A 23,587-nucleotide genomic window follows, 5' to 3' on the forward strand; every position below is an offset into this window, starting at 1 on the left:
GGATGCGTGGAATGAATCGGCTGCGATTGCCTTACGTCGAAGACCTCGTCGGCATGGTCGTCCCGCTCGACCGAGCTCGAATCACGACGGTCGGGCGCGCCGGGGATCTCGCGTTTCCCGACAACCCGTATCTTCATCGCCGCGTGCTGGAGATCGGCTGGAGTGGGGGCAGATGGTGGATGAAGAACGTCGGGTCATGGACGACGGTGCGCTTCGGTTCACGAGCCGAACCGATCGGCGTCCTGCTCGGCCGGGGCCGGTCGATTGTCCTTCCGGGCGGCGACACTCACGTCGTGTTCGCGGCATCGCGGACCGAGTATGAGGTAGTCGTCCGGCTTCCCGTCGAGGACGATCATCACGTCGCACCGCCGCCGCAGGTCAGTACCGAAGTCACGATCGGGCCGCGGGCCCTCACGTTGGAACAGATTCAGATGTTGGTGGCCTTTGCCGAACCGATCCTGCGGAGCACATGTGTGAGCGTGAGCGAGATCGCGTCGATGCGAGATGTCGAGCAACGGCTCGGCTGGTCGTCGGCGAAGCTGCGGCGCAAGCTCGACTACCTGTGCTTCAAGCTCGACGACGCGGGAGTGGCTGGGCTGGTCTCGGATTCGGTGGTACCCGCGTCGCGTCGCAGACTCAGGCTCGTCGAGTGGGCGCTCGGAACGGGCGTGATCGACCGTGGCGGACTGCGGGTGCTCGACGTGCGATCGCCTCTGAGCGTCGAGACAGTATCTGAAATCGACGAATAGATGTGTCCGCAACGGTATGGGAGGTAGCACCCAGATTGTGCGCAATAGGGGACTACCGATCGTAGATTCGGCTGGACAGCGCAGATCGCGCAGTCTCCGGGGATCTCGACACGACCCCGAACGAGGAAGGACTGGCATTCGATGACGACAACTCGACGGACGCTCGCCGGGTGCGCCCTGGTCGCTGCGGCCGCATTCGCACTCGGAGCGCCCGCAATCGCACACGCGGGTGGAACGAAGGACCCGGCATACAACAATCCGCCGGCCACGATGGCGCCGAATCAGGATGGCTCCGAGCAGGATCGACCCGGCAGCACCCTCCCCGGTCTCGACGACGATGCGCCGACCGTGCCGGACGGTGCCCTCGGTGACGGCGGCCAGAACTCGGAGTCTGGCGCCGCGAGCTGCATCAAGAACATCAAACTCGACATCCCGTCGTCGCCGGGCGGACCGGCCGGGTTCCTCCCCAACGGCAACGAGGACATGGGCGTTGAGTACACGGTCCGCATCCATAACGCAGGCTCATCGACGTGCACGATCAAGACCGACAGCATCAGCCTGAAGGTGACGGGTGCGGGCTCGAAGACGTGCACACCGATCGTGCAGAACCTGACGCTGGCACCGAAGCGCGAGGAGGTCATCAGCAGCAAGAACGGATCGTGGGGACACTGCGTGACCGATGCTGTGAAGCGACCGGGAAGCTACCAGATTCAGGCATTCGTCAAGCAGGACGGCGTGGTCGTGAAGTCCAACAAGCAGGCCTTCGTCGCCGCGGTCCCGGGACGCCGCTGACCACTCTCACCTGGGAGAAGCGGCGATGCCCTTTGGGGGCATCGTCGCTTCCTGGTCTCGTCGCCCGTCAGTGGTGTCGGTCGTCTGGAACGGGTTTGCGTGCGCGGTACCGACGATGCAGCGCAAACAGCACCACGCCGAGTGCGACAGCTCCCGCGCCGAGGCCGGCGCACTGCAGGGCGAGTGTCGACGAATACGCATAGTTCTGAGCGGGAATCGAGTCCGTGCCGCGCGCCACTACATCTCCGGCCGCAGCAAAGCCGATAAGACCGGCGACCACGAGCACAGCTGACAGGACGCCGAAAAGTGCAGGCGTACGCCGCACCACACTCCACACAGGTCGCACCACGACGACGGTCAGGGCGTTCCCCAGGTGTGCCGCAGCCGCCCGACGTTCGAGCGCCGCGTCGGACAGTGGATGCTCCTCGCGCCAGCTGGCGCGCGCGGCGGCGAGCGCATGGCGTACCCGCGAAAATCGATCCGGCGTGTCGGCCGTGGTGACAGGGACGACTTGGTTGGCCGCCGGGGTCGTGGCGTCGGGCCGCCGTTGCGCAACGACGGTCGGATCGGCGGGCGGTGTCCGGGGTCTCGTCGCAGCGACGCCGGTCGCGGTCGACAGGGCGTGTGCAAACTCCCCGCAGGTGCGAAAGCGGGATCCGGGGTCTTTGCTCAGAGCACGCTGGAGGACGTCGTCGAGATGTGCGAGTCGCCCGCCCAGTCGTTCGGGTGGGGTGGTGATGTGTGCCTGCATCAGTGCGCCGACGTTGGCTGCAGTGAACGGCGGCGCGCCAGTGAGAAGCTCTACCGCGGTGCACGCGAGTGCATACTGGTCGGTCGCCGGGCCGGTGGTCCCGCCGGTGAGCGATTCGGGCGCCGAATAGGCGATGGACCCGATGAAGGCCCCGGTGCTGGTGAGCCGGGTCTGATCGGCGGACCGGGCAATCCCGAAGTCGAGGACCGTGACGCGGTCGATCGAGCCGTCGGGTCGCCGTCCGACGGAGATGTTCGCCGGTTTGATATCCCGGTGGATCACCTGCCTCGAGTGCGCGTAGTCGAGCGCCGACGCGACCGACGACACGATCTGCGCCACATCCATTGGCCGCAACGGAAGGCGGGCGGTGATGTCACCCGGCGCATAACGCATGGTGAACCACGGCAGCCCGCTATCGACGCCGTAGTGGTAGACGGTCGCGATTCCTGGATGGTCGAGCGCTGCACTCGTCTTCACTTCGCGCAGGAACCGGTGGGTGAAGGCCTCGCTGTCCGGCGACGACACGACCTTGAGCGCCTCCCGGCGTCCGAGCCGAGGGTTGTCGACCAGATACACCCGGCCCATGCCGCCCCGTCCGATCAGGTTGATGATCCGATAGCCGGCGAACTCGTCGCCCGCGGTGAGTTGTGAGTTCACGGAGTGTGACGTCCTTGTCAGTGAGGCGCAATGGCTCAGGCGCCGTCGTCGGGTGGGTTTGTATCAGTCAATCGGAGAGCATCGAGCCAGTTCAGTGCATTGGGCGGTAGCACCCATGGGGGCAATGGACACGCCGTTGTGTCGATAGCTTCGCGGTATGACGGAATCTCTTGTGGTGGTCGCGGCCGCGATCATGTGGCTGCTCTGCGTCGCCGGAGTGTGGCTGTGGCTCTCGTCGATCCGCGCCTTTGCCCGCGGTATCGGCTGGTACACGCTGTTTCTGGTGCCACTCCTACTCACCCCGCTCGGTTCCGCGGGCATCGGGCTTCTCACCTTGGCCTATGTGCAGTCTCCGTTGGAGTGGCCCGGGACCCTGATGATCTACTTCCTCGTCGTCGCCGGGGCGGCGTTGCTCGGGCTGATCCCGGTGGTGCTGGTCCGTGCGCTCCTCGCGCTTGTCGGCTACGCCGATCGTGGGAACGGTGAACGGCTGGTTGACTGGCGTCGTGGCCGCCTCCGGACTGCGGAGCAGATCGCCACCGACCTGCGCGACAGTGTGGTCCGTGGACCTGGCGTCCTGTACGACATCGCGGCCGTTCAACTACCGGGCCGGCGGGTGGTGTCCGGCGGCCGCTATGTGGTGCAGCCGAGGGTCCGCGGTTTCGGTCGAAAGGTCATCAACTCGACCCTCGTCGACCTGTGCGCCGCTGAACCTCGGCTCACCCAACTCGTCGCGGAGTTGGGACGCGACAGGGTGCTTGACATGCTCACGGCCGGGCGGAGCCGCGCGTCGGTCTACAACCGCTATGTGCGGACCCTCGTCGACGAGGCCGACTTCTGCTACCTGTACGACGCGCTTCGACCGTTGTTCCGCGATGCGGTAGCCGACCGCTACGGGATCATGGCGGCCGATCTCGCGTCTCACCTGATTCCCCGGACCAGCCATAAACACCGAGTCGATGTCGACCGTGTGCCGGGCGTGGATGCGCCGTGGATGGGAGCGGTTCGAGACATCCACCGGTACGTGACCGACCACGGGACCTTCCTGCGGGTCGATATGGCGAGGTCTGTTGGCGGCCGTGCCACAACCCGAGAGGTTCTGCGGGTGGTGCGGGCACCGAACGCGGGACCGGTCACCGCAATCGTCGAGATCGCGGCAGACCTTCCGTTGGACCGTCCGGCGGTGATCGCCGCCGTCGAGCAGGCGGCCGCCGGTGAGGGGCGAACGAATCGGCTCGTCGCCGGATCGGTGAAACTGAACACGAACGCGCTCAAGGATCTGATCCGGGGGCGTGACCACGTCCGTCCGCAGGTGACCGCGCTGCGGGCGCCTGCGGTCATCGCCGACCCGGGAGGATTCGGACGAACCGCGACAGTCGCGACAACGGGCGTCGTGAACGTTGTGGTCACGCCCTTCGTGTATGCGCTCCGGGCGATCGGACTCCTGCGGTGGCCGATCGTCGCAGTCGACCCCGAAGGTCGCGAGAGGGTGATCGACTACCGTCGAGGTCGGAAGTCTGTCATCGCCGCCCAGCAGGTCGTGCGACGTTCGGCGTAGTCACGATCGGGCAGCAGTGAAGGAACCGGTGTCGGATTCCGCTGCCTTCTCTCCGTCGACGAGGACAGCCGCTTGGAGGGTGTACTCACCGCTGGACTTCAGTCCGTCGCTCACGCACGTGCCCCACGTTCCGGACTTGCTGGCGATGTCAATCGATTCGCCGGGCGCGATGTCTGGCGCCTGGACCTCGGGAGTGCACGTGTTGCTGGTAGGTCCGGAGACATTCAACACGATGTCGTTGGTCGCCACGCGGCACGGCGATTGACCGTTGTTGGTGATCGTGAGGGTGAAGTCGAGCGCACCCTCGGTCTCCGTCCCATTGGAGTACGCGTCGGTCGGGACATCGAGGCGAAGGGCGAGGTCTGTCGCGCAGTTCGCCGGGGCCGCCGAGGTCTGCGTCGGAGGCTGACCGGTCGCCGGGTCGCAGGACGGGTTCGATCGGCGGAACTCGTCGGAGTATCCGGAGTTGGTGATCGCCTTCGTGTTCGGGTCGACGGAGTAGGTCACGGCTTCACGTCCGGACCAACCCGCGCCGGTAGTCTCGCCCGGGCGAGGGAAGCTGTAGGTGACAGTCGCTGAGGTGCCGTCGATGCGCACCTGGTCGGCGAGTTTCATCGGACATACCGTTGCGAGGCCGACGAACTCTCCTCGGGAGAAGAACATGACCGGTTCGGGCGACGACACAATCGGCTTGTCGATTCGTGCTGTCTGCGCGGACAGTTCCGCGCAGGGATCGGTCAATGTGAGGTCGTGGCGATACCACGTGTAGCCGGACGGAAGGGCTGCGAATGCTTCGTCGACCGCAGCGGAGTGGTCGGCACTCGGATCGCATTCGGCCGTGGTGCCGGAAGCGGCGGTGGTGTCCTTCGTGATCGGAGTTTCGGTGTCCGAGTCGGTAGCGCAGCCCGCGACCAGCAGGCAGGCGCCGATCGCAGATGCGGCGGCAGTCGCGTTTCGCAGTCTCATGGAGTCCTTCTCTCGTGGTTGACAGGTGTTCAGCGTCCAATTTGTCGTACCAGAGACGGATTCTTGGGTGTGAGCACCCAACGGTGTCCTGGCTGGGAGTGTCTGCGCGGCCTCGTATGATCGACATCCGGACGTAGATCGGAGCGCGGAGGGCGGATCTAGGTGGGCTTGCAGGCGGGGGAGACATTCGCAGGCTATCGCGTGGTGGAGCGTATCGGCGCGGGAACGATGGGCGAGGTAGTCCTAGTCGAGAACGACAAACTCGGACGTCGCGAAGCGCTGAAGGTGATTTCATCGGGCCGCACCGACCCGATGCTGATCATGCGGTTCACCAATGAGGCGAGGCTCGTCGCATCGCTCGATCACCCCTCGATCGTCGCGGTGTACGACTTCGGCGTAGTCGACGGCGTCCCGTGGTTCACGATGCCGTTCCTTGACACGATCGACCTTCCGGCGCGGGCTCCGCTCGCAGTGGACAGGGTGTTGCGAGTACTCGCCGACGCGGCAGATGCACTCGACTACGCGCACCACCGCGGAGTGATCCATCGCGACGTGAAACCCGAGAACATTGCGGTCGTCGAAGACACGGACGGGAGGATTCTGAGGGTCGCTGTCCTCGACTTCGGGGTGGGACGGCTCCTCGGCGCCACCCGCGCGACGGTCGACGGTCAGTTCGTCGGCTCGCTCGTCTACACGGCACCGGAAGTCTTCGCCGACGGTCAGTCGGGTCCGCAGTCGGACCAATACAGCCTCGCCTGCACTGCGTTCGAACTGATGACGGGCTCACTCGCATTCGAGGGCGGTTCAATCGGCGAGGTGATGCAGCGGCACACCGTAGGCGAGATTCCCGTTCCGTCCGACATCGATCCTCGGCTGGCTCGTTTCGATGAGGCGATCGCGCGGGCGCTGGCGAAAGATCCGACGAGCAGATTTCCGACATGCGCCGAGTTCGTCGAGGCGCTTGCATCCGCCGACCTTCCAGATTCCGCCATCACGACACGACGGACTGTGGATCGTGCAGGCGTGCGTGCCCGTCCGAAGTCGAATCGCCGGCGTTGGGCGATCGGCGCCGTTGCGGTGATTGTTGCAGCAGCCGCGGGTGTGGGCGGATACTTCGCCGGAACCGCATCGGACCCGCCGGGTGACAGCGATGGACCCGTTATGCAGACTGGCCAGTCGTCGACGACGCACGATGTCGGAGACACCGGAGGGCGGCCGGTCACTCACCGTGCCAGCGAGTATGCGCTGGATGGCTATCGCTTCGCCTTCCGGACTGAAGACGGTGGATTCGCCTGCTACTTCGCCGACGAGCCGATGTGCTTCCCGAAGGATCCGACCGATGTGGCGTGGACGCTCGTGGACCGGTGTTCGGCCGCGGACCGGGGAACGCCCACTCACCTCGTCATCAAACGTGGCCGCACCGACGCGTGCGCCGCGGTGGCCGTCGTTGGCCGGCAGACTCCCCGCTATCAGGACCGGCACTGGCAGCCGACTCCGCGGATCTTGGAGTCGACCCACAGTGTGTTCGTCGATACCGATGACGGCCGCTGGGTGTGTCAGGCCGATGCGCCCGGCGGCGGCCCCCAGGACGATCCGGAATCCGACGCGATCATGTCGTTCGCGCCGGTCTGGTGCAGTCGGGAGTCGTCGACTACAGGGAGAACCGGAGCCCCGTCATTCGGGTTCGACAGGGAGGACAACGGGTTGATCATCCCGCGTGGGTAGTTCCGCAGCGTCGTCGTCGACCGGTTCGAGGGCCACGTGCCGCCAGAAATCGACGAGCCGCGACTTCAGTTCGAACTCAGTGGTGGGCGCCGCACCTGCTCGGAACTCGGGCCGTGTCGACCACTCCGACCAGGTCAAGGAGCCGAATCCGGCCGCCGCGTACCGAATGGCAGCCGAGCCGGCGATGGACCGGAACATCCTCGTCGTCATCTTGGTGTCCGCGGACACGCGCACGGCCACCGAGGTGAAGCGGACGCCGTTGTCCGGTGTCCTGTCGGTGAGCAGATAGGCGACGATCAGGTCGTCGCCGTCGGGGATCGCCGACACCCGCTCTATCGGAGGAAGCTCGTCGCTCTGGATACCGCTGTCTTTGGACATGATGATCGCCGCGTCGCCGACCTCGTCGGGCGTGTGAGTCGGTCGGCCGACGCCGGATAGCTCGAAGATTCGAAACATCGTGGTCGGAGCGACAGAGGCGAGTTCCTCAAGAAACTGCTCGCTCATGCTCCATCGCAGCCGTAGGCGTTCCGCATCGTGGCCGCTCGCCAGAGTGGCGATCGCGTCCACGACGGCCTCCGTGCCGTACCGGTCGATGGAGTCGGCGATCGCCGGGTCACGCTCGGCGAGATCCTCGACGGCCCACACCACGGCGGCGACGTCGACGACCGGCAGGAAGCGGCCGCTCACCTCGGTACCGCGGTACGCGTACACGGATTCGTCGATGAGTGCCGTGGCGCACGTGTTGATCCGGTGAGCCGCGTCGACGAGTTCGGGCGAGAACGGTCGACCCGGTTCAAGGTCGGTGGTGGGGCGAGCGGTCAAGGCGAGCTGTAGACGGGGTAGACGAGTAGCGACCGCGATGCCGAACATCACCGCGCCGATCGCGCCGGTCGCCCATACGGCGAGCCCGGGTTTCGTCGTGAAGTCGACACCGACGTCGGTCGGGTCCAGGGCCCACAGCGTCGCCGCGAGGAATCCGACGACGGCGGTGAGGATGAGCAGCAAGCCGCTGACGCCCCACGGAACCGAACCGGTCGGACGCAGACCCGCCAGTGCACCCTGCAGCTTCTTGTCGTGGACACAACTGATCGCACCGATCAACATGAGCATCACCAACAGCACGGGAGTCGCCGACCAGCCGTCGAACATTGTTGACGCGGTGCCGTCGGGCAGTGTGCCGGTGCCGACGACACTTCCCGTCAACCCGTCGGATTCCGCGACGGAAGAACCGTCGATCGAGTGCACCGCGGTCGGGAGTGCGGCTATCACGGCAACGCTCGCAGTGAGCAGCAGCAAGTACAGTGCAACCTCGACGCGGCGTGCCGGAGGGCGGCGGAACGGGTCACGAGAGCCGAGCGCGGTGACCGCGCGCCGATGCTCCACCGCACCGACGACCAGCAGTGTCAGTCCGACGGCCGCGGTGATGAACGCCGCGGGGGCCATCGACGTCGTCATGTCGGCCGAGAACCGGGCATCGGGGCCCGCCACCAGCATGGTGCGGGCGGCGAACGACGCCGCGATGACCGTCAGCAGCGTGGCTCCGCTGATCGCGACCTGAAGCGACGCCGATTCGGCGGGCCGTCGATCGCCGCGTTTGGTGAGGTAACGTCCCGCGAAGAACGCGATTGCCACGGCAACCGCGAGAATCGGTGGATACCACGACGATGTCTGCTCGCCGTTCTCGGTGATGACAGATGTGCCGGTCAGTTTCCATTCAATCGTTCGTGAATCTCCGCGCGCCGTGAACCACGGGAATACGAACCCGGAGGTCGCGACGACGGCAGCGGCCGCTAGCCGGCTCAACCCCAGCCTGCGAATTGGTGACGGATAGTTGTCCATTGACGGTGTCCTTTGTGATCGGAGTATTTTGTCAGTCGGCCAGCGGCGAATGCAGTTGCGGATGATCCCATCCGAACCAACCCTGGGCGAGGTCCAATGCGCCGGTGACCCACAGTGTCGCCATGACGATCGCGCAGGTGGCGACGGCGAGCGCGGCCTGGGCCAACCGGTTTCCGTCGATGTACCTGCGGTAGAACGCGTTGAGCAGCCCCATGATCTTCATCCGCAGTCGTTCGGCCCATTCAAACTCTTGCGACAGGATCAGTAGGCCGAAGAAGACGATCGCCCATCCGGGGCCCGGATACGGGATTGCGACTACGCCGAGTGCGGTCACCAGGAATCCGACCGTGATGGTCACATAGCGGAGAACATGTCCGTACTTATGCTCATGTCGGACGCGTGAATAGGCGGCTCCGACGGATTTGAATTGCGAGACGACAGAGTTCACAGTGCGATGCCTTAATGTCGGGATCTGATATCTGATGTCAGGAATGTAGACGGAGAATCGGCTGATTCATCAGTTCTTGGGTGCAAGGACTCGGTCGGGAGGACGGTCGGTGCCCGGTGGATGCGACGTCATCGGAACAGTTCGACCCTGTCGTCCTCGCCGATGGTGAACCCGTGGTCGGACGGCACATGCTCGCAGCCGAGGGTGTCGTCGTCGGGGCCGATCCAACAGGACCAGCCCGAGGTGTCGTCGGAGTCCGCAAAGCTCTCACCGCTGCGAAGCAGTGGGATCTCAGAAGGCCATCCACCGTCGTAGGTGGGAACGTCGTGCCCGTTTACGACGGTGCCCTCGGCTGGACACAGGGTGTACTCCTCGTGATCCCACAGCAGCAGGTCGCCGACGGCGTCCACGCTGCAGGATGGGAGCAGGCTCCAGTCGAAACTGTCCGGAACGGGCGGGAGGCAGACGAGATCCTCGCCGATCAGACACACCAAGTCAGACTCGGTGCGGAAGGCGAAGCCATACGTGGTCGACATGAAGTCCGATGCCGAACGTTCCATCGACGGGGTGGTGTCGTCGGTCGACTCCGTCGTCGTCGGTACATCCGACTCACTGGTCGTGGACCCGATGAACGGGGTGTGCCGACCCTCGAGCAGGACGATGTCGGTCACCGTGCGGTCAGAGGGAAGGCCGGTGACCGTGGTCGAGGGTTCCGCGACCGGGGTCAGGATGTGCCCGGATCCGCAGAGCACGACAGGCTGGCCGTCGTCGACGAGCACTTCCATGCCTTCGGCGAGGACTGCGTGGGTGGTCCGGAAGTCGCGGCCGTGTGCGACTGCTTCGATCGGCACCGTCGTCACGGCGGTCGAGAGCGTGTCGAGGTAGTCTCCGAGCTGCCCGAATCCGACACCCGACGACACGGTCTCGGAGACGGTGATTGCCCACCCTTCGCCGGCGACGCGATCTGCGTACAGCGATCTCGCCATCGCGTCGCGATCGCAGGAATCGGCGGCTGCGACGATCGCGCCAGGTGTCGAGGAAGTCTCCGTCGTCGGGAGCTGGAGTCCTGCGCTCGTATAGGCACTGGGGAGGTCGGACGCCTCCTGGTACCAGACCGCGGTGCCCTCGCTCGCAGAATCGGACGGCGGTGAAGGAGTGAGGTATCCGCCGGCGACGGCCAACGCCACCCCGGCCACCCCGACAACCGCGACGGCGGCCGTCGTCCATGCCAAGACTCTCGCGACTCGTGGCCGCCTGGATCCTCGAGTCGGATTCGGTGCGGCGGAGTGGATCACCTGAGTCGATCGCGAGAACTCGTCAGCGAGCGGGGCGGTCGTGGGCGCCATTCGCCGGGTCGGCGCGGCCGGAGCCAGGGCGGAATCGAGAGCCTCCGCGAATGCTGAGCACGTTGGGAAACGTCGAGTCGGGTCGGCGTCGAGCGCGCGACGAAACGTGCTGTCCAGGACTTCAAGCTCGGGGCGGATGTCGGAGGGTACTGGCGCCCTGCCGTTCACGTGCGCATCGACTACCGCATCAAGGGATCGCTGTCCGTAGGCCTTTTCTCCGGTGAACAGTTCGAATGCGGTGCAGGCCAGCGCGTACTGGTCGGAGGCAGGTGCCGCCGCATCGCCCATGAACAGTTCGGGGGCCGAGTATGCAGGCGAACCGATGAATGTTCCATCACGTGTTGTCGGAGCGTCGTCGACGTGGCTTGCGATCCCACAATCGATGAGAACGACGCGGTCCACGGAATCGTTCGGACCGATGATGGCGGTGATGTTCGCTGGTCGTACGTCGCGGTACACGACGCCTCGGCGATGCGCGTGATCGAGGGCTGCGCCTACGTCGTGGACGGCTCGCGCGGCCGCTCGGACCGACAGCGGGCGGCCCCCGAGAGGAGTGCCGGGCACGCGAGCCATCGTCATCCACGTCGTGTCGTCTGTGACTCCGATGTCGTAGACCTCCACGATGCCGGCGTGGTCGAGGCTCGCCAAGGCTTTTGTGCTCAGCGCGAAACGGTCGCGTCGTCCGGGGTCCGCCGGATCGGATCGGACGGTCTTCAGGATCTCTTCGCGTCCCAGTGCACTGTTCTCGACGAGGTGGAGATTGACGAATTCGCCGGTCTCGACTGCCGCGACGACGCGGAGTCCTGAGAAGGCATCGCCCGGATTCAAGGTCGACATGAAGCCTCTCGATCATATGGGGCAGCATCTGCCCGAGCAGTTGGGACTGAACACAGTCAAACGGCACAGATGGCGAGAATGAACAGTTCTGGGTGGTAGCGCCCAGAGAACGGCGATACCAGCGGTGACCGGCGTTAGCTTCTCCTGGACAGACGAGGAGAAGACCATGAATGACATGCGGCACGGACATCGTTCTGCAGACGAACCGCGCGAGATACCCATCGTGAGACCACCGGTGCGTCGACAGTTTCCGCCGGTGCAGGCGAGATCTCCGGAAACGCCCGTCCAGTCGCCGACGCCCGCCGCGCGAGGAGGAGTCGCGGTGTCCGCCGCACGCGGCATCGGCTACGTGCGTGACCGGATCGGCGATGACGCCATCGCCTCGGCTCAGGGGTTCGGGCGCCGGATCGTCGGACAATCGGTCGACGGCGCGAGGATGGTGGGCCGACAAGTGCAGGCGCGTGTCGCGGACATCGACGTGGCGTCGATGCCGAGAACCGACCGCGCATCCGGTGTTCGTCCTGTCGCAGTGACGGTGTCGACATGGTTGCTCGGCGCGGCAGCCGCGCTCGTCGTCCTGCAGATCATTCTCGTCGGGCTGCTCCTCAATCGTGCTGTCAGCGGCTTCTCATTCGCGAGTGCGCTGGTGTCGGCGGAGACCGGTGAGGCGGACATGATGGCGCAGAGTCGGCTGGTGGTCGTCGGCGTGCTGGCCGTGGTCGCGATGGTCGTCGTGGCCGGGTATGTTGCTGTGGCGATCGGCGCCCGGCGCGGCCGGACCTGGCCTCGCAAGTTGGGCGCCGTGTTCGCGGTGCTCTCGCTACCGGCGTTGCTCCTCGGGCCGGCCGCCGACATCGCTGTGCTCTGTGGAGTTGCGGCCGTCATCGTGCTGTGGTTGCCGGTGTCGCGCCGATTCTGCACCGAATCCGGGCCGCGCGCCTGACGCGCAGGGGAAGAAGGCAGCAGCGGCGGTCACCTCGGTGAGGTGACCGCCGCTGTCCGTGTGCGGGTGGATCAGGCGGGGACGATGAGTCCCGAGCCCTGGGTCTTCGCGCGAGCGAGGCGCTCGGAGGCGTCGTCCCAGTTCACGACGTTCCACCAGGCCTTGACGTAGTCGGGCTTCACGTTCTGGTAGTCGAGGTAGAAGGCGTGCTCCCACATGTCGAGCATGACGACCGGGATCAGGGCGGCAGAGGTGTTGCCGCTCTGGTCGGTCAGCTGCTCGATGACGAGGCGCTGGCCGATCGTGTCGAAGCCGAGGATGGCCCAACCCGAGCCCTGCAGGGTGGTGGCCGCAGCGGTGAAGTGAGCCTTGAACTGCTCGAAGCCGCCGAAGTCGACGCCGATCTGCTCGGCGAGGTCGCCGGTGGGCTCGCCGCCGCCGTTGGGCGAGAGGTTCTTCCAGAAGATCGAGTGGTTGGTGTGACCACCGAGGTGGAAGCCCAGGTTGGCCGACAGGCCGTAGACCTTGCCTGCGATGGTGCCGTCTTCGCGGGCCTCTGCCAGCTTGGCGAGCGCGGTGTTGGCACCTGCGACGTAGGTGGCGTGGTGCTTGCTGTGGTGCAGCTCCATGATCTTGCCGGAGATGTGGGGCTCGAGGGCGCCGTAGTCGTAATCGAGTTCGGGCAGGGTGTAGTCAGCCACGATGTTCCTCTCAAAGATTCGCGAAAGATCCGTACTGGGTCCAGTCAACAACATTTCCGCAGACCGGTGGTTATTGCAACAGATCAGGTCACCGTGGGATTCCTGCCACCGCCTGTGCCGCCGATAGCCGTAGCCTGGTCGCATGAGCCTGTTCGATCGCCTGATGGCCGCCTCCAACGTCAAGACCGCGATGGTTCCCCGCGACCGTGCACTGCCCGGCCGCTCCACGCCGTTGCCGCTTCGGGACGAGAACATCGTCCTGCATCGGCCGATGCGGGGAGCGGCGTCGTCCGACGGCGGATACGGCCCGGCCGGAATCGGTGATTGGGGACCGGATCTGCGAGCGATCGTGCTCGCGGGCGGGTGTTTCTGGGGAGTCGAGGAGATCTTCTGGCAGCAACCGGGCGTCTACAGCACGGCGGTCGGCTACGCGGGCGGCTACACCCCGAACCCGACGTACGAGGAGGTGTGCACCGCGCAGACCGGGCACGCCGAAGCTGTTCTTGTCGTCTTCGATCCGGCCCAGACCAGTGCGAAGGCTCTCATCGAGCTGTTCTTCACCTCGCACGACCCGACGCAGGAGATGCGTCAGGGCAACGACATCGGCACCCAGTACCGGTCGGCGGTCTTCACGTTCGACGACGCCGATCTCGACCTGGCGGTCGGCGCCGTGGAGAAGTTCGGTCCAACCCTCACCGATGCGGGGTACGGCCCGATCACAACGGAGATCTCCGCCATGGCGGATGCGGGCGACGGCGTCTTCTACTACGCGGAAGACGTTCACCAGCAATACCTGCACAAGAACCCGAACGGGTACCGCTGCCACGTCTCGACCGGGCTGACCTTCCCCGCCTGATGCCACAGGCGATCACCCTCGAGCAGTGGAACCGCACCCTGCTCGAGCGTCAACATCTGCTCGAACGAGTCGACGAGGACGTCGTCGAAGTGGTCGACCGGATCGTCGGCCTGCAGTCGCAGGATCCGCAGGCCGCGTTCTACGGTCTCGCGTGCCGCGTCGAGGGATTCGACCCCGCCGACGTCGACGAGCTTCTCACCGAGCGTGAACTCGTGCGCATCACCCTGCAACGCGGCACGGTGTTCCTCGCCGACGGACTCGACGCGCGGTGGATTCGTGAACTGATGCAGCCGATGTTGTCGTCGGCAGTCGAGACGAACCACGGCCGCAGATTGGTCGACGTGACCTCGGACGAGGTGACCGATCACGCTCGTGACCGGCTCGCCGACGGTCCGCTCAGTGCCGCTGCGCTTCGAGCCTCGCTTGCCGAGCGGTGGCCGGACGAACCCGCGTCCGACATGGCGGCCGTCGCGCGACTGCGGCTGCCGGTGGTGCAGACGCCGCCCCGCGGTCTGTGGAAGCGGTCAGGCGGTCCGACGTACGCGCTGCTCGACGACTGGATCGGAGAAGGCGAGCCCGCGGTCACCGGAGACGAGGCGCGCCGTGACCTGATCCGTCTCTATCTGCGAGGGTTCGGGCCGGCGTCCGTCGCGGCCGTGCAGACGTGGTCGGGCCTCACCGGGCTCGGACCGATCATGGCGGCTATGGAGGCGGACTGGGAACTCGTGATCTACACCGGGCCGGGAGGTGAGACGCTGTACGACCTCGACGGTCTGCCGATCATCGAGGGAGACGTCCCCGCGCCCATTCGGTGCGTCGCCCCCTACGACAACTTGATCGTCGCCAACGCCGACCGGATCCGGGTGGCCGATCCCGACCTCTATCAGGCGCTGTGGACGCCGAACGGACAGTTCCCGGGGTTCGTGCTCGTCGACGGGCGGCTCGCCGCCACGTGGAAGCCGACCAAAGGCGGTGTCGCCCTGAAGGAGCTTCGTGACCTCACCAGTGACGAGCGGGCGGGCGTCGAACGCGAAGTCGATGTGGTCCGGGCGATGATCGAGTCCTGACCGGTTCCCGCATCGCAGTCGCTACGCCCCGGTCCTCGGATTCCGCGCGGAGATGAAGTACCGGCGGCCCGTGGGGTCGGCCATGACCACCTGGTCGTGACGACGTTCCACGACCGTCGCTCCCCAGTCCTCGTGCCGCTCCACTTCGACCGGGAGGTTGCTCGCGGCGACGTCCAGGTAGGTGGCCCCGGACGCGTTGTCCGATCGGACGAGCAGGACCTGCAACGACAGATCCGGATCGCGGGTCAAGGTGTGGCGGTCGACGTCGCCCGGAGCGTCCTGGCCTGTCAGTGCGGTCCAGAAGGCGAGCTCCGCGTCGAACTTGGCAGCCGGGACGTCGTAGCAGATCTGATCGATGATGCTGATGGTCCCGCCGGGCCACCGGATCGGGCGGGACCGTCGCTTCTCGCCTGCCCATTCGACGAGGCAGAACCGTCCGCCTGCGGGGGACGCCATCACTCGGTGAGTTCCGTAGTCGGCGATCTCCCTGGCACCGAGTGCGACGGCCTCCAGGGCGGCCGACGCAGGATCGTCGACGTGCATGTCGAGGTGCGTCCCGCCGGGACCTGCGGCGATCCGCTGGACCCGGAGGTGAGCATCGCCGTTGAACGGGTCGAGGGAGGCGAACTCCTTCGACGGTCCGCGGGGCGGCGAGACCGTGCTTCCCGAGATCGCGCGCCAGAAGGTGACTTCCGATCCGAACTCGGCGGCGGGGAAGTCGAGGAACGCGGTCAGCCAGCGAACATGCACGCCACGATTCTAGTGCGCGACACCGCGTACGAGTGAGTGCCGGATCAGCAGGTGTCAAGTCTTCCTGGAGAGTTTCGATCGGCGTGTTGTCCCCAGGTTGTCCCCAACTGTGGATGTGGACAAGTGGATGAAATCTACTTGGCGGTAATGCGTCGGAGGGATGCCGTGGGCCCGAATCTGTCGTAAATTCGAGACGGCCGTCACAGAATCGGCCCCGTTTTCCTAGGTCTATCCACAATTCCACAGGGTTGTCCACAGGGTCGTGATGCCTGTTGGTGAATCCCGAACACCCTGTGAACGAAGCTTTCCACGGCGCCTGTGGAAATCTCTATGCAGGTATGCATAGTTGCGTCTGCTTGTTCGGAGTGTTGTTGCGGATGTGTAGCTGGCGCACCTGCGATCGACAGGTGTGGAAAACTGGGGAACGTGAGCATGGGCGACATCGAGTCGGTGGGCGTCACCGAACTTCCGGACGACTTCACCGACGACCCGGAACGGATCCTGCTCGATGTCCGCGAGGACTACGAGTGGGACGAGGCGCACGTCCGCGGCGCACTCCACATTCCGCTCGGCGAGGTCCCCGGTCGCATCGACGAGATCGATCTCGACCGTGAACTGTTCGTCGTGTGCCGGACCAGTGGGCGGTCGTATCGGATCATGGAGTATCTCCTCAACCGCGGCATCGACGGCACCGTCGTGACCGGCGGGATGGTCGCCTGGATTGCCGCCGACAAGCCCGTCGACGGTGGACCGGACGCTCCGTGACCGCACCGGTGAACCTCGACATCTGCCCGTCCTGCCGCATCCAGGCCCCGCACCGGGAGGGTAGGACGGTCTGTCCCCGCTGCGGAGGACCGCTCACGCAGTCCGTGCCTGCCCGCCAGTCGCCGCAGCCGCCTCGTCGACCCGCGCTGCGGTGGACAGCGCATCGTCCGCGCGAGGCGATGCCGTCGCCGCGTGGCCCGAAGCGTCCGGACAAGGGACCGACGCCGTCGTATGCGTACAACCCCGGCTGGGGCCTCATCGATGTCCCGGACAAGGCGGCCGAAGCCGATGACCGGGTGCCCGTCGCGACTGCTGCCCTCACTCGCGCCATGGAGCTGACGTGTCTGATTCTCGGAGCCTCCGCCGTCGTCCACGGCGCGCGCTACGTGATCGCCGTGGTGAACCGGACGCGCCCGATCTCGGCGTGGATCGACTGGCTCAGCAGTATCGCGGTCCTCGTCTTCGGGGTGATGTCACTGATCGCCGTCGTCGTCGCCATCGTGACCTTCGGCCGATGGGTCCGTGAGGTCCGCATCCGCAGTTTTGCGAGTGCAGGCTTCCTCGACCCTCGACCTGCGTGGGTGGTGTTCGCCTTGACGGTGACACCGTTGGTCAACGTCGTCGGAGCGCCGTGGATGCTGCACGAGGCCGCCCGAGTGAGCGACGTCGACGACGGTGGACGGCTCGCGCGGATCCGCCTGAGGCTGGCCGTGGCTTGGGCGATCGTCAATGGCGTGGCGGTGCTTGCAGTCATTTACCGCCTTGGCGCGTGGAGCACGGAATCCCTGCAGGTGGACGCCGACGCTCTCGCCTTGGTGACGGCGTCGTTCGCTGTCTCGGCGGTCTTCGCGCGGTGGGCGGTCACTCGCGTCGAACGACTGGCGGGGACACACTCCGACGTAGACGAGCGTCCGCTCCGGCGGCTGGTGGCGGCATGAGCGCGCGCGACGTCTCCCGCTCAGGCAAGCCCGCCGTCGTCGCGCACCGCGGGGCGTCGGGCGAAATGGCCGAACACACCCTCGCCGCATACGAACTCGCCCTGCAGCAGGGGTCGGACGGTCTCGAGTGCGATGTGCGGCTCACCGCCGACCACGAACTCGTATGCATTCACGACCGCACGATCGAACGGACGTCGGACGGCACGGGCGTCGTCAGCGAGATGACCCTCGCGCAGCTCCGCGAACACGACTTCGGGTCGTGGCACAGCGGCACGGCAGCCGAGGTCTTGACGCTGCGCGAGCTGTTGACCCTCACGCTCGATTGGCATCGACCCGTCCGTCTCTTCATCGAGACCAAGCATCCGGTCCGCTACGGCAGCCTCGTCGAGACAGCACTGCTGGAGATGCTCCACGAGTTCGGCGTGGCGTCCCCGCCTTCGGCCGATCACAGCCGAGCCGTTGTCATCTCGTTCTCGTCGGCAGGCGTCTGGCGGATCCGCCGCAGCGCGCCGATCCTTCCGACCATCCTGCTCGGCGACACCGCCCGCATCATCGGCGGCACCGCGGCGACTGCCGTCGGAGCGACCGGCGTGGGCCCCTCGATCGAGACGCTGCGACTGCACCCCGAGCTCGTCGACCGTGCCGCCGCATCCGGCCGCGTCACCTACTGCTGGACGGTGGACGAGAAACCCGACGTCCAACTCTGCGCCGACCTCGGTGTCCGCTGGGTCGCGACGAACCATCCGGCACGAGTCAGGGACTGGCTCGTCACCGTCGACTGACACGTCCTTGGACTCTGCGACACTGGTACCCATGGCAAAGAAGAGCAAGCGCGGCAGTGGTCCGCGCCCGGGTAGCAATCGTGCGGAGCGGGTGGCCGCACGCAAGGCCAGGCAGGCTGCGTCCTTGGAGGCCCCCGCCCGCCCGTTCGACGGACTCGCCGCCGAGTGCGACCTGGTCGCGATGCGGTCGTTCATCGCGTCGGCCACCGCACAGGTGACGTTCACCGACGGTTTCGGCGCCGCCCACGAGGCGGACTTCGCCACCGTGCTGCCTGGCGCGGTGTTCGCCGATGTGCGCGAACGGCCGACGGGCGCGCAGGGCCTGGTCGCTCTCCAGACCGACCCGGAGCCCGCCGATCTGCGTGCGTCGCTGTCGGCGGCCCTCGCCTGGGCCGGCAATGCCGAGCCCGGCGCCGAGTACACCGGGGACGCGGTCGAGGCCGCGCTCACCGACATCGTCGACCCGACGGCGTCGCTCGAAGTGATCGTCTACGAGAGCTTCGACTGGTGGTTCGCCGAGGGGGCCGAGCCCGACTCGCACGTCAAGGCGATGCTGCAGCGCGCCAACGACACGATCCTCCCGACTGCGCGGCTACACCCCGCAAGCGGCGTCGGAGCTCCGTGGTGGGTCGACGCGGGCGAGCGCGCCCATCTGCGGTGGGTGCGCCCCGAAGACGAGGAGTCGTTGATGAACGCGCTCGCTCGTGTTCACGCCGCCGGAGCGTTGACGATGGGTGAGAACTCTCGTTTCGCCGGGTCGTTCCGTACCCACGGCCTGGTGGTCCCGGTGTTCGACCTCGACGTCGAAGCACACCATGAGGAGTGGCACGACGGGCTCGAGGCCCTGGACGCGGCTCTGACCGAGGCGCTCGCCGACACGTCGGATCTCACTGCGGCCCAGCGTTCCTCTCGCGCAGGCATCATCGGTCGCCAGGTGACCCTGCGCTGACCACGGCTCCTTGAGGAGCCGTGAGTCCCCTGCTCCTTGTGGTGCAGGGGAAGTCTCGCAAGCTCGCTCAAGGAGCAGGGGAAGTCTCGCAAGCTCGCTTAAGGAGCAGTGGGAGTCTCGCAAGCTCACTCGAGGAGCAGTGGGAGAGTCAGAGGTTGCCGCCTGCGGCGATGGGGGCCGACACGTCGTTCTGGCCAGTCTTGCTGTTGAGCTCACGCTCGACGAAGTTCTCCAGATCGAACAGGTTGCCGTTGGCCCGCTCGGCGATGGTCTGCAGGGTGGTCATCGAGGCGACTTCCTCGACCTGCTCCTTGAGGAACCACTGCATGAACTGTTCGCCCAGGTAGTCGCCGCTCTCGCGGGCCGAGCTCGCGAGATCGACGATCTGCTGGGTCACCTGCTTCTCCTGGGCGAGCGCCAGTGCGATCGGCTCACGGTACTCGCTGAACTCGGTGGCCGGAGCCGAGGCGGCGGGCACCTTGACGTCGATGTCACGATCGAGGAAGTACTGCACGATCATCATCGCGTGATTGCGCTCTTCCACCGACTGCTCGTAGAAGTGCTGCGCCATCTGCGGCATGTCGTGCGCGGCGTACCAGACGGCGAGCGCGATGTACTGCTGTGAAGCGGAGAACTCGTTGCTGATCTGTTCGTGGAGCAGCTCTTGGAACGGGGTACGCGCAGCGGTGTCGGTCATGCGCACCAGATTAGCGGAGTGGCGACCCGTCTGAACTGCTCAGGAGATCCTTCGGGACCTCCACGCCCTTGCTGACGTATTCGAAGAACGACGTCGTGGTCGATCCGGGGATGAGCGAGTCGCCGTCGTCGGTCACCTGGTCCCCGTCGGTGGGGAGGGTAGTGGTGAGCGGGTCTCGCAGTTTGTAGGCGAGCCACGCGAGATCCCACAGATGGTCGCCGTCGGCGACGGTCACCGCGGCGACGGCGCCGTTCGCGAACGGGATCAGCCGGAACGGATTGAGCAGCACACCCGGGCTGGTCGCCTTCGACATCAACGCGGCGAAGAACTTCCGCTGATTGACCACGCGCTCCAAGTCGGCGTTGGGGAACGCCCGAGTGCGAACCAGGCCGAGCGCCTGCGCACCGTTCAACTCCTGGCAACCCGCCTTGAGCCGCAGTCCGGCCTTCGGGTCGCGGAGCGGTTTGGTCAAGCACATCTCGACACCTCCGACGGCGTCGACCAGGCTGTCGAACCCGCCGAAACCGATCTCGATGTAGTGGTCGATGTGGACCTTGCTGAACTCCTCGATGGTCTGGACCAGCAGTTTCGGGCCACCGGTGTTGAAGGCCGAGTTGATCTTGTGGCTGCCCTGCCCGGGGATCGGCACGTACAGGTCGCGTGGGACGCTGACGAGCATCGGGCGGCCCGACGTCGGGAAATGCGCGAGCATGATCGTGTCCGTGCGCGCGCCGTCACTGTCGCCGGTGGCGAGTTTGTCCTTGTCGGCCTGGCTGAGGCCGGACCTGGAGTCGGTGCCGACGATGAGCCAGTTGGTGCCCGGCGTGTCGCCGATGCGGCCGGGGTAGTCGGCGAGCGCGTCCACCCGATTCAACTTGGTGTCGTAGTAGAAGAGCAACGCGATCGGCGTGATCAGCAGGACGAGCAGCACGACCAGGGCGATGCGCAGCCACCGGCGAGGCTTTCGGCTCCGTCGGGGCTTGCTCGGCGGGGCGGCGGATGCGGCCCGTCGCGGGGGTTGCGCAGGCGGACGAGATGCGGGGCGGCGAGGAGGAGGCCCCGGCGGGCGTCGTCGATCGTCACGGGGGATCGGCTCGGGCTCCTGGCGCGGTGCGTACCCGGGGCGACCCTGCAGTCGGTCGTCACCCTGTGCTGGTGCGTGCCTGCGGGGCTGGGACGGCTCTTGCGACCAGGCGAGCGGCGGTCGATACGGCTCCTGGCGAGGCGGACCCGGCCGCTGGCCTCGAGGCGGCGGCCTGCGCATCATCGGCGGCTCAGGCTGGTCGTTCATCCTGGCAACCGTACCGGTGGCACCTGGCCGAAACCTGAGTCCGTCGGCTATTCGACTGCCGCCACCACGTCGGACAGCGCCACGACGACGGCGCCGCCGATCGCGGCGACGAAGGCGATCACCATGACCGGGCCCCACCCCGCGCGGGCGGAATCGCCCAGCAGAACCGCGCCGACGACGCCCGGGATCACGGTCTCGCCGACGGCGACGGCTGCTGCGGCACCCGCGACGGCTCCGGTCTGCAATGCGGCGGTGAACAGATAGAAGCCGCCTGCCCCGCACAGGACCACCGCGTACGCGGCCGGGTCGGTCAGGATCTCGCCGAGCCGGAACGGATCGACCCCGTCGACCACTCGGACGGCGACGGTCATCAAGCCGAACAACACCCCCGAGACCATCGCTGCAGGCAGCGCGGTGCGTCGACCTCCCGCGGCCACCGCGACCAACCCGCCGGAGAGCAAGACGACGCCGGCGACCAGCAGACCCCAGTGCAGTGCGAGTCCGGGATCGTCACGTCCCTCGGCGCCCGCGGTGAGCCCGAGGATCACCAGGGCCACGACGGCGACGGCGATCCCGAACCGGTCTCGCCGCGACAGGGTCACGCCGAGCACCACGGCAGCGAGAACCGCGGTGACCAGCAGGTTCGAGCTGATGATCGGCTGCGACAGGAACAGTGGAAGCGTCCGAGACGCGACCGCCGTGCACACGAAGCCGACGGCGTCCAGAGCCATGCCTGCCAGGAAGACGGGATGGATCATCGCGGCCAGGGGTGATGCGTCGATGCTCGCCCTGGTGGCCGCGTGGGCCTGCATCACCGATGCCGTTCCGAACGCGAGAGCGGCGACGACCGCGGCGATCACGCCGACAGTCATCGCGGCTTCTGCGCTACTTGGGTGCGATGACGTCGACGCCGACGAAGCGTGCGAGCTCCTCCGGCAGTTTCACCGAGCCGTCGGCCTGCTGATGGTTCTCGAGGATCGCGACGAGCCAACGGGTGGTGGCGAGCGTTCCGTTGAGCGTGGCGGCGGTCTGCGCCTTGCCGTTCTCGTCGCGGTAGCGGACCTGCAGGCGGCGAGCCTGGAAGGTGGTGCAGTTCGACGTCGACGTCAGCTCGCGGTAGGTGTTCTGCGTCGGGACCCACGCCTCGCAGTCGAACTTGCGGGCCGCAGAACTGCCGAGGTCGCCGCCTGCGACGTCGATGACGCGGTAGGGGACGTCGATCGCGGCGAGCATGTCCTTCTCCCACGCGAGAAGCCGCTGGTGCTCGGCTTCGGCGTCCTCCGGCCTGCAGTAGACGAAGCCTTCCACCTTGTCGAACTGGTGGACGCGGATGATGCCGCGGGTGTCCTTGCCGTACGAACCGGCTTCGCGTCGGAAGCACGTCGACCAGCCGGCATAGCGCTTCGGGCCGTCGGAGAGGTCGAGGATCTCGTCGGAGTGGTAGCCGGCGAGCGGCACCTCCGACGTGCCGACGAGGTACATGTCGTCCGCTTCGAGGCGGTACACCTCGTCGGCGTGCGAGCCGAGGAACCCGGTTCCCTGCATCACCTCGGGCCGCACGAGCACCGGCGGGATCATCAGGGTGAATCCGTTGGCGGTGGCCTTGGCGGCCGCCATGTTGAGCAGGCCGAGCTGCAGCTGCGCGCCGAGGCCGGTGAGGAAGTAGAAGCGTGACCCCGACACCTTCGCACCGCGCGCCATGTCGATGAGGCCGAGGCGTTCGCCGATCTCCAGGTGATCCTTCGGATCGACGATCTCGCGGGGCTCACCCACGTGCTCGATGACGACATAGTCGTCCTCGCCGCCGGGCGGGGTGGCCTCGGAGACGATGTTCGAGATGGCCCGCTGGCACCGAGTCGCGGTCTCGTCGGCCTCGCTCTGACGGGCGACGGCGGCCTTGACCTGCTCGGCGAGTTCCTTGCCGCGCGCCAAGAGGGCTGTCTTCTCGTCGCCGGACGCCTTGCCCACCTGTTTGCCGAGCGCCTTCTGCTCCGAGCGCAGGGCGTCGGCCTCGGCGATGGCGGCACGACGGTCCACGTCGGCCTGCAACAGCTGGTCGACGAGCGCCGGGTCTTCGCCGCGAGTGCGCTGTGACGCGCGGACGAGGTCGGGATTATCACGCAGGATCTTCAGATCGATCACACCTCGACCCTACTAGGAAGACACAGGCTCAACCGACC

General features: G+C 66.5%; 22 protein-coding genes. 11 read left to right on the forward strand and 11 right to left on the reverse strand.

Annotated features, from left to right (window positions below):
- Nucleotides 1–749 (forward strand): hypothetical protein (locus GM1_RS06820; protein WP_008377554.1); only part of this gene is annotated, 749 nt, incomplete at its 5' end.
- A 141-nt stretch (nt 750–890) separates the two neighbouring features.
- The gene (locus GM1_RS06825; RefSeq protein WP_008377555.1) at nt 891–1,541 is read left to right on the forward strand and encodes a hypothetical protein; all 651 of its coding nucleotides are present in this window, start codon (nt 891–893) and stop codon (nt 1,539–1,541) included.
- Nucleotides 1,542–1,608: 67 nt separating this feature from the next.
- Here the strand turns inward: GM1_RS06825 and GM1_RS21535 are convergent, their stop codons facing one another.
- The gene (locus tag GM1_RS21535) at nt 1,609–2,949 is read right to left on the reverse strand and encodes a serine/threonine-protein kinase (RefSeq protein ID WP_008377556.1); all 1,341 of its coding nucleotides are present in this window, start codon (nt 2,947–2,949) and stop codon (nt 1,609–1,611) included.
- Between the two features lie 157 nt (nt 2,950–3,106).
- Between GM1_RS21535 and GM1_RS06835 the strand changes: the two genes are divergently transcribed.
- Complete coding sequence (locus GM1_RS06835) at nt 3,107–4,507, forward strand: hypothetical protein (RefSeq protein WP_008377557.1); 1,401 nt, start codon at nt 3,107–3,109, stop codon at nt 4,505–4,507.
- Here the strand turns inward: GM1_RS06835 and GM1_RS21540 are convergent, their stop codons facing one another.
- On the reverse strand, nt 4,508–5,473 hold the full coding sequence (locus GM1_RS21540) for an LppP/LprE family lipoprotein (RefSeq protein WP_008377558.1): 966 nt from the start codon (nt 5,471–5,473) through the stop codon (nt 4,508–4,510). It abuts the gene before it with no gap.
- A 162-nt stretch (nt 5,474–5,635) separates the two neighbouring features.
- On the opposite strand from GM1_RS21540, the gene GM1_RS21545 reads away from it, so the two are divergent.
- The gene (locus tag GM1_RS21545) at nt 5,636–7,198 is read left to right on the forward strand and encodes a serine/threonine-protein kinase (protein WP_008377559.1); all 1,563 of its coding nucleotides are present in this window, start codon (nt 5,636–5,638) and stop codon (nt 7,196–7,198) included.
- Here the strand turns inward: GM1_RS21545 and GM1_RS06850 are convergent.
- The 3 genes from GM1_RS06850 to GM1_RS21550 form a co-directional block, all read right to left on the reverse strand.
- On the reverse strand, nt 7,148–9,001 hold the full coding sequence (locus GM1_RS06850; RefSeq protein WP_075052032.1) for a hypothetical protein: 1,854 nt from the start codon (nt 8,999–9,001) through the stop codon (nt 7,148–7,150). The two genes, GM1_RS21545 and GM1_RS06850, sit on opposite strands and share 51 nt — an antisense overlap.
- Before the next feature lie 67 nt (nt 9,002–9,068).
- Nucleotides 9,069–9,395 (reverse strand): PGPGW domain-containing protein, encoded by a 327-nt coding sequence (locus GM1_RS06855; protein ID WP_244874756.1) that lies wholly within the window; start codon nt 9,393–9,395, stop codon nt 9,069–9,071.
- Between the two features lie 218 nt (nt 9,396–9,613).
- Nucleotides 9,614–11,668, reverse strand: coding sequence for a serine/threonine protein kinase (locus GM1_RS21550; protein ID WP_008377562.1), 2,055 nt, complete (start codon nt 11,666–11,668; stop codon nt 9,614–9,616).
- Between the two features lie 322 nt (nt 11,669–11,990).
- Here GM1_RS21550 and GM1_RS06865 point away from each other — a divergent pair, with 322 nt between their 5' ends.
- A complete protein-coding gene (locus tag GM1_RS06865; protein WP_008377563.1) occupies nt 11,991–12,611 on the forward strand; it encodes a hypothetical protein in 621 nt (206 codons plus the stop codon).
- A gap of 71 nt (nt 12,612–12,682) precedes the next feature.
- On the opposite strand, the gene GM1_RS06870 is transcribed toward GM1_RS06865, so the two are convergent.
- Complete coding sequence (locus tag GM1_RS06870; RefSeq protein WP_008377564.1) at nt 12,683–13,312, reverse strand: superoxide dismutase; 630 nt, start codon at nt 13,310–13,312, stop codon at nt 12,683–12,685.
- A 142-nt stretch (nt 13,313–13,454) separates the two neighbouring features.
- On the opposite strand from GM1_RS06870, the gene msrA reads away from it, so the two are divergent.
- The gene (gene msrA, locus GM1_RS06875; protein WP_008377565.1) at nt 13,455–14,168 is read left to right on the forward strand and encodes a peptide-methionine (S)-S-oxide reductase MsrA; all 714 of its coding nucleotides are present in this window, start codon (nt 13,455–13,457) and stop codon (nt 14,166–14,168) included.
- Entirely contained in the window at nt 14,168–15,235 is a 1,068-nt protein-coding gene (locus tag GM1_RS06880) for a winged helix DNA-binding domain-containing protein (RefSeq protein ID WP_008377566.1), read from the forward strand. Before msrA ends, GM1_RS06880 begins: the two co-directional genes overlap by 1 nt.
- A 21-nt stretch (nt 15,236–15,256) precedes the next feature.
- On the opposite strand, the gene GM1_RS06885 is transcribed toward GM1_RS06880, so the two are convergent.
- Nucleotides 15,257–15,985 (reverse strand): VOC family protein, encoded by a 729-nt coding sequence (locus GM1_RS06885; protein WP_008377567.1) that lies wholly within the window; start codon nt 15,983–15,985, stop codon nt 15,257–15,259.
- Nucleotides 15,986–16,417: 432 nt separating this feature from the next.
- Between GM1_RS06885 and GM1_RS06890 the strand changes: the two genes are divergently transcribed.
- The 4 genes from GM1_RS06890 to GM1_RS06905 are packed head-to-tail and all read left to right on the forward strand — an operon-like array spanning nt 16,418 to nt 19,419.
- Nucleotides 16,418–16,750: a rhodanese-like domain-containing protein gene (locus GM1_RS06890; protein ID WP_008377568.1), complete on the forward strand. Its 333-nt coding sequence runs from the start codon at nt 16,418–16,420 to the stop codon at nt 16,748–16,750.
- Entirely contained in the window at nt 16,747–17,688 is a 942-nt protein-coding gene (locus GM1_RS06895; RefSeq protein ID WP_157435865.1) for a DUF4328 domain-containing protein, read from the forward strand. Before GM1_RS06890 ends, GM1_RS06895 begins: the two co-directional genes overlap by 4 nt.
- Nucleotides 17,685–18,470: a glycerophosphodiester phosphodiesterase family protein gene (locus GM1_RS06900; RefSeq protein ID WP_008377570.1), complete on the forward strand. Its 786-nt coding sequence runs from the start codon at nt 17,685–17,687 to the stop codon at nt 18,468–18,470. Before GM1_RS06895 ends, GM1_RS06900 begins: the two co-directional genes overlap by 4 nt.
- A 31-nt stretch (nt 18,471–18,501) precedes the next feature.
- Nucleotides 18,502–19,419 (forward strand): DUF5926 family protein, encoded by a 918-nt coding sequence (locus tag GM1_RS06905; RefSeq protein WP_008377571.1) that lies wholly within the window; start codon nt 18,502–18,504, stop codon nt 19,417–19,419.
- 148 nt (nt 19,420–19,567) lie between these two features.
- Here GM1_RS06905 and GM1_RS06910 read toward each other — a convergent pair whose 3' ends face one another.
- Genes GM1_RS06910 through serS form a run of 4 tightly spaced genes read right to left on the reverse strand, consistent with a single transcriptional unit; the run spans nt 19,568 to nt 23,549 of the window.
- Entirely contained in the window at nt 19,568–20,116 is a 549-nt protein-coding gene (locus tag GM1_RS06910) for a ferritin (RefSeq protein ID WP_040519657.1), read from the reverse strand.
- A 10-nt stretch (nt 20,117–20,126) separates the two neighbouring features.
- Nucleotides 20,127–21,407 (reverse strand): LCP family protein, encoded by a 1,281-nt coding sequence (locus tag GM1_RS06915; RefSeq protein ID WP_223291416.1) that lies wholly within the window; start codon nt 21,405–21,407, stop codon nt 20,127–20,129.
- 47 nt (nt 21,408–21,454) lie between these two features.
- On the reverse strand, nt 21,455–22,279 hold the full coding sequence (locus GM1_RS06920; RefSeq protein ID WP_008377574.1) for a hypothetical protein: 825 nt from the start codon (nt 22,277–22,279) through the stop codon (nt 21,455–21,457).
- Between the two features lie 13 nt (nt 22,280–22,292).
- Nucleotides 22,293–23,549, reverse strand: coding sequence for a serine--tRNA ligase (serS, locus tag GM1_RS06925; RefSeq protein ID WP_008377575.1), 1,257 nt, complete (start codon nt 23,547–23,549; stop codon nt 22,293–22,295).
- Nucleotides 23,550–23,587 lie beyond the last annotated feature (38 nt).

The organism is Gordonia malaquae NBRC 108250 (assembly GCF_000344135.1).
Lineage (GTDB): Bacteria > Actinomycetota > Actinomycetes > Mycobacteriales > Mycobacteriaceae > Gordonia > Gordonia malaquae.